This window comes from Frigoribacterium sp. PhB107 (genome assembly GCF_003751515.1).
Classification (GTDB): Bacteria; Actinomycetota; Actinomycetes; order Actinomycetales; family Microbacteriaceae; genus Frigoribacterium.
The window spans coordinates 1,456,728-1,470,436 of sequence record NZ_RJKU01000001.1 but is presented as its reverse complement, the minus strand read 5'-3'; the positions used below and the strand labels follow the sequence as shown (position 1 = coordinate 1,470,436).

The 13,709-nt window shown below is 73.7% G+C and carries 7 protein-coding genes; 4 read left to right on the top strand and 3 right to left on the bottom strand.

From position 1 onward, the window contains the following. Window positions 1–52 precede the first annotated feature (52 nt). A complete protein-coding gene (gene aztC / locus EDF18_RS06840) occupies window positions 53–1,027 on the top strand; it encodes a zinc ABC transporter substrate-binding protein AztC (protein ID WP_233569010.1) in 975 nt (324 codons plus the stop codon). A gap of 43 nt (window positions 1,028–1,070) precedes the next feature. After that, on the top strand, window positions 1,071–2,339 hold the full coding sequence (aztD, locus tag EDF18_RS06835) for a zinc metallochaperone AztD (RefSeq protein ID WP_123546954.1): 1,269 nt from the start codon (window positions 1,071–1,073) through the stop codon (window positions 2,337–2,339). Between the two features lie 201 nt (window positions 2,340–2,540). Here the strand turns inward: aztD and EDF18_RS06830 are convergent, their stop codons facing one another. Then, window positions 2,541–3,248, bottom strand: a complete 708-nt coding sequence (locus EDF18_RS06830) for a hypothetical protein (RefSeq protein WP_233569009.1) — start codon at window positions 3,246–3,248, stop codon at window positions 2,541–2,543. 175 nt (window positions 3,249–3,423) lie between these two features. After that, entirely contained in the window at window positions 3,424–5,559 is a 2,136-nt protein-coding gene (locus EDF18_RS06825) for an aldo/keto reductase (protein WP_123546953.1), read from the bottom strand. Window positions 5,560–5,681: 122 nt separating this feature from the next. Between EDF18_RS06825 and EDF18_RS06820 the strand changes: the two genes are divergently transcribed. Then, a complete protein-coding gene (locus tag EDF18_RS06820; protein ID WP_123546952.1) occupies window positions 5,682–6,671 on the top strand; it encodes a LacI family DNA-binding transcriptional regulator in 990 nt (329 codons plus the stop codon). 312 nt (window positions 6,672–6,983) lie between these two features. Here EDF18_RS06820 and EDF18_RS06815 read toward each other — a convergent pair whose 3' ends face one another. Next, on the bottom strand, window positions 6,984–12,209 hold the full coding sequence (locus EDF18_RS06815) for a glycoside hydrolase family 3 N-terminal domain-containing protein (protein WP_158614635.1): 5,226 nt from the start codon (window positions 12,207–12,209) through the stop codon (window positions 6,984–6,986). 410 nt (window positions 12,210–12,619) lie between these two features. Between EDF18_RS06815 and EDF18_RS06810 the strand changes: the two genes are divergently transcribed. Continuing rightward, a complete protein-coding gene (locus EDF18_RS06810; RefSeq protein ID WP_123546950.1) occupies window positions 12,620–13,636 on the top strand; it encodes a LacI family DNA-binding transcriptional regulator in 1,017 nt (338 codons plus the stop codon). Window positions 13,637–13,709: the final 73 nt, after the last annotated feature.

The following is a 13,709-nucleotide window of genomic DNA, read 5'->3' as shown; positions in this document are numbered from 1 at the left end:
TGAACCGCGAACTATCCCGGTTCATGGTTCGGAACCCGGTTCGCGGGGCTCAGTGGCTCGTGCTCGTCCTCGGGGTCGACTCGTCCGGGCGACCGCCGCCCTCGCCGTGCTGCTCGTCACCAGCGGCTGCTCCGCCCTCGCCGAAGGCGGCTCTGCAGGCACAGGCACGAGCACCGGCGGCGCGGCCGCAGGCACCCTGCGCGTCGTCGTCACGACGAACATCCTCGGCGACGTCGTCGGCGAGCTGGTCGGCGACCAGGCCGACGTCGTCACCCTGATGCCCCCGGGGGCCGACCCGCACAGCGTCGAGATCTCGGCCCGCGAGGCCGCCGACCTGCGCGACGCCGACCTGGTCGTCTCGAACGGCCTCGGCCTCGAGGAGGGCCTGCAGCAGCACGTCGACTCCGCCGCCGCGGCGGGCGTGCCCGTCGTCGAGGCCGGCGACCTGATGGAGCCCCTGGCCTACGCCGAGGGCGACGCGGAGGGCGAGCTCGACCCGCACTTCTGGACCGACCCGCAGCGGATGCTCGACGTCGTCGACGGGCTCGAGCGCGAGCTGGCGACGCAGGTCGACGGCCTCGACGCCGGTGCGCTCGAGTCGGCCGCCGCCTCCTACCGGGGCCAGCTCGAGCAGCTCGACGCCGACCTCGAGGCGAGCTTCGGCGCGATCCCGGCCGAGCGGCGCGCGCTCGTCACGAACCACCACGTCTTCGGCTACCTCGCCGAGCGGTACGGGTTCCGCGTCGTCGGGGCCGTGCTGCCGAGCGGCACGACGCTGGCGGCGCCGAGCGCGTCCGACCTCGCCGGGCTCACCGACGCGATCGAGGAGGCGGGGGTCGGCACGATCTTCGCCGATGCCTCCCAGCCGGACCGCCTCGTGCAGGTCCTCGCTGACGAGGCCGACGTCGAAGTCGACGTCGTCGCCCTGCACACCGAGTCGCTCAGCGCCCCCGGCGGGGGAGCCGAGACCTACCTCGAGATGATGCGCTCGAACGAGCAGCTCATCGCGACCGGCCTGTCGCCCTGACCGGCCCGCACCACCCCCATCACCGAACACGGAAACGGATCACATGACCCAGCGACACACGACCTCCCGACACCAGACCAGGGCCCTCGCCGGCCTCGCCCTCGCCGCCTCGGCCGCGCTGGCCCTCACGGCGTGCTCGAGCGCAGGAGGCGCGGGCGGCGACGCCGCGACCGGCGCGGCCTCCGAGGCGGGCGCGACCACCGCCTCCTCGGCGCAGCCCCGCATCGCGGCCACCTACGACGGCGGGGTGCTCGTGCTCGACGCGACCACCCTCGAGACCGTGGCCGACATCGAGCTGGCGGGGTTCAACCGGGTCAACCCGGCCGGCGACGGACGGCACGTGCTCGTCTCGACCGAGGAGGGGTTCCAGGTGCTCGACACCGGGGCCTGGACCGCCGACGGGACGTCGTACACCGCGGAGCCCGAGCTCACCGACCTCGTGTTCGAGGCGCCGACGCCCGGCCACGTCGTGCGCCACGGCGACAAGACGATCTTGTTCTCGGACGGGACCGGCGACACCACCGTCTTCGACACGGCCGACCTGCTCGACGTCTCGTCGACCGGGGAGCTGCCCGCGACCGAGACGATCTCGTCGCCCGAGGCCCACCACGGCGTCTCGATCGAGCTCGAGGACGGCACGTTGCTCACCACGATCGGCGACTCCGAGTCGCGGGTCGGCGTGCGCGCGCTCGACGCCGCCGGCGAGGAGACCGCGCGCAGCGAGGAGTGCCCCTCCGTGCACGGCGAGGGCACCACGGCCGACGAGGTCGCGGTGTTCGGCTGCAGCGACGGCGTGCTGCTGTACGACGACGGCGCGTTCACGAAGATCGCCGCCCCGGACGACTACGGCCGCACCGGGAACGCCTACGTCACCGACTCGTCGACCGTCATGCTCGGCGACTACAACAGCGACCCCGACTCCGAGGGCTACGAGCTGACACAGCTCACCGCCGTGGACACCGCCGCGGCCACCTCGCAGGTGCTCGACCTGCCCGACGGCGTCGCGTACACCTGGAAGGGCGTCGGCCGCACCGCCGACGACGACGCGCTCGTGCTCGGCACCGACGGGGCGCTGCACGTGCTCGACGTCGCCACCGGGACGTTCGGGGCCTCGTACCCCGTGATCGAGGCGTGGGAGGGGCCCGCCGAGTGGCAGGACTCGCACCCGAGCCTCTCGGTCGTCAGCGACACCGCGTACGTGACCGACCCGGCATCGGGCTCGATCCACGCGGTCGACGTGGCCAGCGGCGAGGTCACGGCCACGGGCGACCTCGGCGTCGCTGCCAACGAGATCGCGGTCGTCACCGGCTAGCCCGGGCTCTCTCCGTCGACGGGCGGCGAGACGTCAGAAAAGGTCCTTTCCCGAGAGGGAGAGGACCTTTTCTGACGGTTCATGACCGAGCGGAGGGAGAACCCCGCCCCACGCCGGAGCGTGGAGCGGGGCCCCACCGGGAACACCGGCCCACGTGCAGGGTCGGGGCCGGTGTCGTCGTCACTCGGGTGAGGGCGGACCCTACTCGGTGGCGACGGTGATCTTCGCGACGCCGACGAGCATCTCGTCCTGGACGGCGTCGGTGTTGAAGGTCTGGTTCAGCAGGGCGGCGGCGTCGGGGCTGATGTGCACGGTGGTGCCCTCGAGGACGGCGTTGGTGCCTTCCATCTGGAGGGGCTTCAGGGTGCCGCCGTAGAGGTTGAAGAGGTAGGCGTCCTCGGCTGCGACCTCGCCGTTGGCGGTGACGGTGCCGTAGAGCTTGCTCTCGCCCGGGTCGATGCGGAAGTCGGTGAGCTCGACGACGGTGCCGTCGGCGGCGGTCAGGGACAGGCCGGAGCCGTCGTGGTCGATCTCGCCCTGGACGTAGGGGCGCACGTCGGAGGAGGGGTCGTAGTAGTCGACGTTGCCGCCGGTGATGGGGAAGGAGAAGGTGCCGGTGGTGGCGTCGAAGCCGGCGGTGCCGACGACTCCGGGGGTGAGGCCGAGGCTGGTGAGGGCCTCGACGAAGGACGCGTCGACGGCGACCTGAGTGTCGACGCCCTTGCTGAGGTCGGGGAGCGACGCGACGGGCTCGGTCGACGCAGCGGACGACGAGGACGACGGGGCGGCGGACGACGACGAGCCGGAGCCGGCGTCGGTCGAGGAGCAGGCGGCGAGGCTGAAGATGAGGGCGCCGGAGGCGACGATGCCGAAGGCGGACTTGGTGATGGTCTTGCGTGAGATGTTCACGATGGTTCTCCTTGTCTGTGGTTCCCGGTGGGGAGTTGACAGGGGTTCGCCACCCTCGCTGGATGAGATTGGTGCGTTACCTGACCGTGACCTCGAGCCGACCCGCCCCCAGCACGGAGGAGGCGGTGAGCAGGTCCCGAGGACCCGGCCACCGCCTCCTCGGCAATGCGCCCGGTCAGCGCAGGTCGAGCCAGGCGACCTGTTCGTCCGAGAGCGAGACGCTGAGGCCGCGCATCGACGACCGCGCCTCCGAGATGGTGCGCGGCCCGAACAACGGGAACGTCGGGAACGGCTGGTGCAGCACGTAGGCCAGGGCGATCGCCGTCGCGGCGACGCCGTGCTCGGCCCCGAGCTGTTCCGCACGGCGCAGGCGCTCGAAGTTGTCGGCGCTGTAGTAGCAGCGCACGAGCTCGGCGTCGGTGAGGTCGTCGGGGCGGGCCCGGCCCGTGAAGAAGCCGCGCGCCTGCGACGACCAGGGCAGCAGCGGGATCTGGCGCTGCTCGAGCCACTTCTTCGACTCGGGGTCGGTGACGTGCTCGCAGCCGGCCCACGGCACGTCGTAGGCCTCGGCGAGGCCGAAGTGGTTCGACAGCACCGAGAACTCGGCGCGGCCGTGGGCCCTCGCGTACTCGTTCGCCTCGTCGACACGGGCCGGGGTCCAGTTCGAGCCGCCGTAGACGCGGATGCGCCCGGCCCGGCGGTGCTCGTCGAGCACGTCGACGAACTCGCCCACGGGGACGTCGGTGTTGTCCCTGTGCATCATGTAGATGTCCGCGTGGTCGGTGCCCTGGCGGTCGAGGCTCTCGAGCAGCTGGCGGGTCAGCGACTCGGGGTCGCAGTGCGGGGTGTGCGCGCCCTTCGTGATGACGACGACGTCGTCTCGGATGCCGCGGTTCGCGATCCAGCGGCCCAGCCGCGCCTCCATCTCGCCGTCGCCGTAGAGCCAGCCGGTGTCGAACGTGTTGCCGCCCTGGCTGACGAAGTGGTCGAAGATCGAGGAGGCGTGCGCCAGGTCCTGCTGGTTGTCCACTCCCATGACCAGCCGCGACACCTTCTTGCCGACCCCGGCGATCTCGCCGTAGACCATCGGGGCGTCGGGGGAGACGGCGAGCGGGCGGCCGGTGACGGTGGGGATGTCGACGTCCTCGCGCTCGAACGGGTAGCGCAGGCCGATCGCGGCACGCCACTGGTCGAGCACGCGGGCGGTGCCGACGCTGTCGTCGAGGCTGATCTCGGCGGCCTCGCCGGTGCCGTCGCGCAGGGCGGCGACCGTCGCGGCGGCCTCGAGGCCGTAGGGCTGCGCCCCGGGGAACGACAGGGTCCGGGTCTCGCCGTCGACGGTGCGGACGGTCAGCTCCGCGTCGTCGCCGAACCACGGGTCGGTGAGCACGATGCTGCCGCGCGAGCCGGTGATCGTCGCGATGTTGGCGTCGTCGACACGGACGCCGCACCGCACGGCGGCGGTCACGCCGTCGCCGAAGTCGAGCTGGGCCAGGGTCCACTCGTCGACGCCGGTGGGGCCGAGCGTGCCCTTGGCGGTGACGGCGAGGGGCTCGGCGAACGCGCGGCCGCGAGCGGCCCCGACCACGGCGCGGGCCAACGAGACGGGGTAGCCGCCCACGTCGAGGATCCCGCCGCCGGCCGTGTCGACGTCGAACAGGCGGCCCTCGCGGTCGGAGGCGGCGAACGAGAACGCGGCGTCGACGTGCACGAGCTCGCCGATCGCCCCGTCGCGGACGAGCTCGAGCAGGGCCCGCGTCTGCGGGTGGAACCGGTACATGACCGCCTCGACCAGGGTCGCCCCGGCCTGGCGGGCCTCGTCGGCGACAGCCATCGTCGTGCCCGCGTTCGGCGTCAGCGGCTTCTCGCAGAGCACGGCCTTGCCGGCCGCGACCGCGTCGAGCACGAGGCGGGCGTGGGCGGTGTGCACCGTCGCCACGTAGACGGCGTCGATCGTCGGGTCGGCGAGGACCTCGGCGTACGTCCCGGTGCGGACGAGCTCGGTCGGGGCTCCCACGGTGCCGTCGGCACGGGGTTCCTCCCCGGCGGGAGCCGCGCCCTGCTCGACGGCGAACGCCGCGAGCTCGGCGGCGCGTCCCGCGTCGGTGCTGCCGACCGCGGCGAGCACCCCGCCCGACGAGGGCAGCTGCGAGACGAACTTCCGGGCGATCGAGCCGGCGCCGAGCACGGCCCAGCGGGCGACGGCGCCCGGCTCGGCCAGACGGTCGGAGGTCGAGGAGGCAGCAGTCGAGGAGGCGGCAGGGGCCGAGGAGGGGACGGTCGCGTCGGCGGGAGTGGTCAGGGGAGACATCGGTGTCCTTCACTGGGTCGGCAGGCACCCGGCGAGCGGGTGGGCGGTCGCGGGGCCGTGCAGTCGAGCGAGCGACCGTGAACGTTCACGGCCACAGACGACGCTACCAGTAACCTCAGGGGGTGACGACTGCCGACCCCCGCCTCCCTCGCCCTGCCACGATCCTCGACGTGGCCCGGGTCGCCGGTGTCTCGCGCCAGACCGTGACCCGTTCGCTCAACGGCCTGCCCGACGTCAGCGCGGCGACGCGCGAGCGCGTGGTGCAGGCGGCCCGCGACCTGAACTACCGGCCGAACCGTGCGGCCCAGGGCCTGGTCAAGGGCCGACAGGTGACGGTCGGGCTCGTGCTCGACGACCTCCGCAACCCCTACTACCCGGAGGTCGCGTCGGAGTTCAGCCGGGCGGCGACCGCACGCGGCTGGGGCGTGCTGCTGTGCGACCTCGGGCACGACGCCTCCGTGGCTCGGGAGAGCCTCGCGTCCCTGGTGCCGCGCGTCGACGTGCTCGTCTCGCTCATGCCGCTCGGCGACCTGCGCGAGCAGGTCGCGGGCGTCCCGACGGTCGAGGTCGACACCGACCCCGACGGAGGCGCCCAGGGCGTCATCGAGATCGAGACCCGGACGGCCGTGCGCAGCGCCCTCGACCACCTCAGGGCGGCGGGTCGCAGCCGGGTCGCGATGATCGACTCCGGCGTGGATGGCTCCGGGCGGGCCCTGGCCTACCGCGACTACCTGGCCGAGCACGGCCTGGCGTGGAGCCCCGCCTCCGAGGTGCGGGTCGAGCAGACCCACGCCGACGGGGTGCGGGCGGTCGCGGAGCTGCTCCGGGCGTACCCGGACGCCGACGCCCTGCTCGCCTTCAACGACGTGCTCGCGATCGGGGCGCTCAAGGGCCTCGCGCGGCTCGGCGTCGTCGTGCCGGACGACGTCGCCGTCGTCGGCATGGACGGGCTCGACCTCGGCTCGCTCGTCACCCCGGAGCTGACCACGCTCTCGATCGACAAGGCCGAGCTGGCGCGCGTCGCCGTCGGGGTCGTGGCCGACATGCTCGCCGGCGCGGAGCCGCCGCGGCGCCGCGTCGCGCGCACGCTGCTGCTGCGCGAGTCCGCGTAGCGCGCCGCGCCCCGCGCCCGGCTGCGCCGCCCGGAGGCCGGAACACCCCGGAGTGGACGAAGCACCCCGTCGTTTCGGGGTGTTCCGTCCACTCCGCGGTGTTCCAGGCGGGCGACGGGCGGCTCCGCGCAGCCCGCCCTGCCGCTCGGATCCCGCGCCCGCGCCCCTCCCGCCCCTCCCGCCCCCTCATCGTCCCGTGGGCGATGAACCGCGAACCGAACCATGAACCGCGAAAGAACGCGGTTCATGGTTCGGAACGCGGTTCGAGGAGACGCAGCGGGCCGAGTAGCCGCCGCCGCCGCCGGAGGCCGGCTACTCGTCGTCGAGGGCGCCGAGGCGGCGGCGGCGCAGCGTCAGCCACGCACCGACCGCGATCAGCAGAAGCGCCGTGCCGGCGATGCCGACCCAGGCGTCCGAGCCGGTGAACGCGAGGCCGTCGCGGCCGGCGACGGCCACCGCGCCGCCCGACCCGCCGCCCACGCCCGCGCCTGCGCCCGGCGTGCCTGAGCCCGGAGTGCCGCCCGGCGTGCCCGCACCCGGCGTGCCGTCACCCGGCGTGCCCGCACCCGGCGTGCCGCCGCCCGGCGTGCCCGGGTCACCGGGGTCGCCCGGCCCCGCGGCGGCGAGCACCGTCAGCGTCGCCCGCGCGAGCTGCCCCGCGCCCTCGAGCTCGACGACGTGCGCCCCCGGCTCGAGGTCGGCCGGCACGACGAACCGCAGCACGCCCACCCCGGCGACGGTCGCGGTCGTGTCGCCGATCGACTGCGGCTCGGAGAAGACCGTCCCGGCGAGCTCCTCGCCCGCGACGAACCCGGTCGCGGTGATCGACACCGTGTCGCCCGGACGTGCCGTGGCCGGCGAGAGCGTGCCCGGCACGACCGTCTTGGCCGGCTCGACGACGCCGAGGTCGATGCCCAGCACGGTCGCGAGACGGGCGAGCGCCACGTCGGGCAGCCCGCGCTGCAGCGCGTTCTCCGCGTCGGCGGTCAGCGCCGCCGCGCCGACACCCGCCGGCCCGGCGGCGGCCGTCCCGTCGACCATCGCGGCCTGCGCGAGGTCGCGGGCGACCGACACGAGGTCGTCGGCCGCGCCCATCGAGTCGACATCGGTCCCCGAGAACGGGCCGACCGCCTCGAGCAGCGAGCGGAGGAGGCGCGCGACGGCGTCGGCGTCCCCGCCCGCCACCGTCCCGTCAGCTGCCCAGACGTCGCCGTCGAGCACGTCCTGCACGCCGTCGCGGGCTGCGCCCGCGGGCAGCGACGCGACGAGCGCCTCCAGCCGCTCGCGCGCGCCGTCGGTGCGCAGGCCCCAGCCGTACGGGTACAGCGGCGAGTAGTCGGCGTCGCCCACGTTGATCGGCACCTGGTCGGCGCTCGCGGCCCAGGTCACCGGCAGGCGCCCGGCGAAGGGCAGGCGGCCGAAGAGCACGTCAGCCACGCCCGCGCCCTCGGAACCCGGCAGCGACGAGGCGACCACCGCGTCGGCGAGCCCGACGACGTCGCCGAGCAGCTGCGGGCGGCCCGACACGACGAGCACGACGCACGACGAGGTCGCGGCGCAGACCTTCTCGACGACGGCCTGGTCGGCGGGCGTGAGCGACAGGCTCGAGCCGTTGTTGCCGACGTCGCCCTGCCCCTCCGCGTAGGGCCGTTCGCCGACGACGACGACGCCGGTCTGGTCGGCGCGGATCGGCTCGGCGGCGCCGGGGCTCACCGTGACGGCCGCGCCGGGAGCGACCTCGCGGATGCCCTCGGCGATGCTCGTGCCGGTCGTCGTGTCGCCCGACCCGCCCTGCCAGCTGATCGTCCAGCCGCCCATCTGGCGACCGAGGTCGTCGGCGCTGGAGCCAGCCACGTAGAGGTCGGCGTCCGCTGCCAGCGGCAGGGCGCCTCCTGCGTTCTTCAGCAGCACCTGCGACTCGGCCGCGGCCTGGCGGGCCACCGCGCGGTTCGCGGCGCTGCCGACGCCGTCGACATTGGTGCGGTCGGCGAAGGGCTGCTCGAACAGGTTCAGGTCGAACTTCTGCGTGAGGATGCGCCGCACGGCGTCGTCCACCCGCGACTGCGACACGGCGCCCGAGCCGACGGCCGCGACGATGCTGTCGATGAACGCGCCGTAGTTGTAGGGCGCCATCGCCATGTCGAGCCCGGCGTTCACCGAGCGGACGGCCTTGTCGGCGTAGCTGCCGCCCGGCAGCTTGTCGATGCCCTCCCAGTCGCTGATGAGGAACCCCTGGAACCCCAGGTCGCCCTTGAGCAGGTCGTTGTTGAGCGCGGCGTTCTCGTGCATCCGCACGGGCCCGTCGCCGAGGTCGACCGCCGAGTACGACGGCATGATCGTGCCGACGCCGGCCTCGAGGGCAGGCAGGTAGGGGTCGACGTGCAGCCGGGTGAAGTCCTCGAGCGACTCGGCCTCGGTCACGCCCTGGTCGATCGGGTACGCGCCGGTGCCGACGACGGACTCGTCGTACGTGGTGCCTCCGTCGCCGGCCCAGTGCTTGGCGGTGGCCAGCACCTCGTCGGCGCCGCCGATGTCGGTCGGGTCGTCGCCCTGCAGGCCGATCACCGAGGGGGCGGCGAAGGTGCGGACCAGGTCGGGGTCCTCGCCGAACGACTCGTAGCTGCGGCCCCAGCGCTCGTCGCGCGAGACGCAGAGGCAGGGGGCGAAGGTCCACGGCACGCCGGTCGCGCGCACCTCCTGCGCCGTGACGCGGGCGATCTGCTCGACGAGCGCCGGGTCGCGGGTCGCGCCGAGGCCGGTGTTGTGCGGGAAGATCGTCGCCCCGACCACGTTGCTGTGGCCGTGCACGGCGTCGACGCCGTAGATCATCGGGATCTGCAGGCGGGTCGAGAGCGCCTCACGCTGGTAGCCGTCGACCATGTCGGCCCAGGCCACGGCGGTGTTGCCCTGCGGCACCGATCCTCCGCCGCTGAGCAGCGAGCCGAGGGCGCGTCCGCTGATGTCGCTCGGCGACGACAGCCCGAGGCGCTCGGCCTGCGCCATCTGGCCGACCTTCTCCTCGAGCGTCATCCGCCCGAGCAGGTCGGCGACGCGCTCGGCGGTCGGCAGCGACGCGTCGAGGTAGGGCAGGTCGTGCGCGCCGATCACGATGCGCGGGCCCTCGCCGACCTTGGCCGTGGTCGACGCGAGCGTCAGCTGCAGCTCCTTCGACTCGGCCGGCCCCGAGGAGGCGCGGGTCGTCACGCTGATCGTCTGCACGGTCCCCGAGGGCGAGCCGGCCAGGAACGTCGCCGTGCCCGAGGCCGCGTCGTAGTCGACGCCCTCGACGGCGGTGCCGTCGGCGGTCGCCCAGTCGACGACGACGTCGGAGGCGAGGGGCTCGTCGCCCGCCGTCGAGAGGGTGAGCGGCACCTCCGCGGTGTCGCCCGCGTCGACGAGCCAGACGTCCTGCGTCGAGTCGACGGTCACGGAGGCGGCGGTCGCGGGCGTCCCGTAGACCTGCGTGTCGTCGATCGCCCAGCCCACCGGCGCCGGGGTGCCGGGGGCGAAGGTGATCGAGTAGCCGAAGGCGCTCGTCAGGTCGAGGGTGCCGTTCTTCGTCGCGTCGTCGCCCGGCTGGTAGCCCGACGGCGTGAACGACGAGAAGGGCAGCTCTACGAGCTTCCAGCGGCTGGTGCTGCTGCCCCAGTTGTCCTTGAAGGTGGCGGCCCAGAGCTCGCTGGTCTCGGCGGTGTCGCCGCCGCCCGCGGGGTCGCCGTCCTTGATCTCGACCTTGAGGTCGGCGCCGGCGGTGGGCGACGCCGGGTTGTTCGCCTGGGAGGCGTACCACCAGAACCGCAGGCCCTGGTAGCTCGACCAGTCCTGCGCGTCGGCCAGGTCGTGGCTGAGCCCGCCGTAGCCGCCCTCGGGGATCGAGTACGTGCCGCTCAGCACGTGGTTGTCCGCGACGCCGGCGCGCTCCTGGGTCGTCACCTCGCGGCTGATGGTCGGCTCGAGCGGCGCGGGGGAGCCCCACGTGAAGAAGCCGACGGGGTCGGCCCCGGTGGTGAGGTCCACGGCGCCTTCGAAGTCCTCGATCATCGTCGCGCGGTCGTACACGGCGACGTCGTCGAACAGCCAGGTGCCGGCGCCGAGGGCCGTGAGCGTCACGGCGAAGCCGGTCGAGGCGGAGGGGTCGAAGCGGGCGTCGCTGGTCGGGGCCGTCTTCGAGCGGAGATCGGCGAACAGCACGCTGACCTCCTTCCAGTCGGCGCTGTCGTCGATGACGGTCTGCTCGAAGAGGGCGTCGTTGCCGTTCTTCAGCTCGTACCGCAGCGGCAGGCCGGTGGCGTTCCCCTTGAACCAGAACGAGAAGCCGTCGTGGTCGCTCCAGTCGGTGGCCGCGGTGTCGTGCGCGAAGCCGAACCAGTCCGCCTGCGTGGTGGGCCCCGCGACGGCCGCGCTGAGGACCTTCGCGCCTGCGCCCGACGATCCCGCACGATCGGCCGCGACGGTGCTGAGCGTCGGCGTCACCGGTGCGTTCGCGCCCCACGGGAAGTACCCGGCGGGCACGTCGCCCTCGAAGTCGTCGATCACGGTCGTGGCGCCGACGTTCGGCAGCGCGCCGGTCGGCGTCACGGTGACGGCCAGCGTCGACCGCGCCCCGAGCGTCACGGGCTCGCTCGGCTCGGACAGCGTCAGGGTGAAGGCGCGACGGGGGCTGAGGCCGCCCGTCGACAGGGTCGTGACCACGACGGAGGCGGTGGTCTCGCCGGGTGCGAAGGTCACCTCCTGGTCGACCGCCTCGAAGTCCGTGCCGGCGACGGCGGTCCCGTCGGCCGACCGGACGCGCGCGGTGACCGGCTCGGTGCTCGCGCCCGTCAGGCTGAGCCCGACGGCGAGCGGCTGCCCGGCGGCGACCGTCGCGGTCGACCGGTCGAGCGTGACCGCCCGCGTCTGCGACTGCCCGAAGACCTGCAGGCCGAAGGCCGAGTAGCCGTACCAGTGCTGGCGCGGCAGGTCCCAGGTGGCGGATGCGCGCTGCAGCATGCTGAGCCGCACGTAGCGGGCCTCGACGGGCGCGTCGGGCGTGCCGACCGCCTCCTCGTCCCGGCCGCCGTCGCTCGTGACCGTCTTCGCGACCGTCCAGCTCGCCTCGAGCGCAGGGTCGCCCTGCGTGGTCTCGATCCGGTAGCTGGACGCGTACGACGTCTCCCAGTCGATGCCGATCGAGTCGACGCGGGAGACGCCGCCGAGGTCGACCGTGACGGAGGCGGTGAAGGGGACGTCCTCGTCGGGGCCGTTGCCGCTCGCCCAGCGCGTGGTCGAGTCGCCGTCGATCAGGGCGTCGGCCGGGAACGTGCCGTCCTTGTCCGACTGCGTCGCCGAGGCGACGACCGTGCCGTACCGCGCCAGGTCGACCGGCGCGGCCGAGGCGGCGACCGCCGGCAGGCCGCTCAGCAGCAGGGCCGAGACAGCGGTCAGCGCGGCGGCGCCGAGCAGGCCACGGCCACGGGCGCGGTGCCGGGAGCCGGGCGCGCGTCGCGAGGACGAGCTGGCGGTGCGAGGTGAACGAGTGCGGACAGGACCGACGGCCACGATTACTCCCTTGTAATCACGAACTGACGCGGGACAGTCCACGCCGCCACGTCGTCGTGGCCGCGTGCTGTCGCGAGGCAGGACCGCCCTCGCCGACCCCGCGAACGGGGGCCAGGGGCGGATCGGCTCATCGTATTCACACAGGCGGCGCAGAGGCAAGGGCCCCTGCCCCCTCTGTCAGCCTCGCATGATGAACCGCGAACCGAACCATGAACCGCGACAAAACGCGGTTCATGGTTCGGAACGCGGTTCACGGCGGCGACGCCGCGGGCGTGCCCCGAGCGGCGCGGTCGGATGCGCGCGCCTTGCGTGAACGTTCACGGTCATTTAGTCTCAGGTCCGACACAGCCGTCGAAGCGCTTCGCCGAGACGAGTGACCAGACGCACGACGACTCGACGAGGAGGCCGAGATGACCACGATCCACGACGTGGCGAAGGCCGCCGGCGTCTCGATCAGCACCGTCTCGTACGCACTCAGCGGCAAGCGGTCCATCCGGGCCGACACCCGCCTCCGGATCGACGCCGCCGTCCGCGACCTCGGCTACCGCGCCAACGCCGGCGCTCGCATGCTGGCCGGCACGCGGACGAACATCCTCGCCCTCAGCGCCCCGATGCACGCCGAGACGCACCCGCCCGCGTTCATGTCGTTCGTCGTGGCCATCGCCACGGCGGCCCGGCGCCACGACTACGACATCCTGCTGCTGACCGAGGCCGACCCGCTCGAGGGCCTCCGCCGGGTGGCGTCGAGCCAGCTGGTGGACGGCGTCGTCCTCATGGACGTCGACACCGACGACGCCCGCCTCCCGCTGCTGCGCGAGCTCGACCTGCCCGCGACGGTCGTCGGCGTGCCCCGCGACACGACCGGTCTCGTCTGTGTCGACTTCGACTTCGAGGAGGCGGCGCGCACCTCGGTCCGCCGGCTCGCCGACCAGGGCCACCGGTCGATCGGCATGGTCGGCCACGCCGCGGCCCTCTACGAGCACGGCTCGAACTTCGCGCCGCGGTTCCGCGACGCCTTCGTCGCGGCGATCGAGGCCGACCCCCGCGCGCTGCGCGGCGCCGTCGCGCACGCGCCGGCGCCCGGAGACCCCCGTGACGCGGTCGAGGTGCTGCAGGAGGCGCTCCCCGACCTGACCGCGCTCGTCCTGAACTGCAACGAGGGCGCCCACCGCGCCGTGCTCCGGTCGCTCGCCGCCCGCGGCCTGCGCGTGCCCGACGACGTGTCCGTCGTCTCGGCCTGCTCGAGCTTCGACACGGCCGAGTTCGTGCCGGCGCTCGACGTCGTGCCGTTGCCCGCCGAGGAGTCGGGCCGTCGCGCGGTCGAGCTGACCATGGCCCAGCTCGACGGCCGGTCGACGGATCAGGTGCAGCTGATCGCGCCGACCTGGATCGCGGGCCGCTCGACCGCGGAGGTCGCCGTCTCCTGACTCCTCGACGCCCCTGACGGCCGACGGCCCGTCGTCGAAGCGCTTCGACATCCGTTCCCCCCCCACCACCACG

Coding starts and splice junctions, on each gene's coding strand:
- EDF18_RS06810 (WP_123546950.1), top strand. CDS start 12,620: ATGACCACGATCCACGACGTGGCGAAGGCCGCCGGCGTCTCGATCAGC.
- aztD (WP_123546954.1), top strand. CDS start 1,071: ATGACCCAGCGACACACGACCTCCCGACACCAGACCAGGGCCCTCGCC.
- EDF18_RS06825 (WP_123546953.1), bottom strand. CDS start 5,559: ATGTCTCCCCTGACCACTCCCGCCGACGCGACCGTCCCCTCCTCGGCC.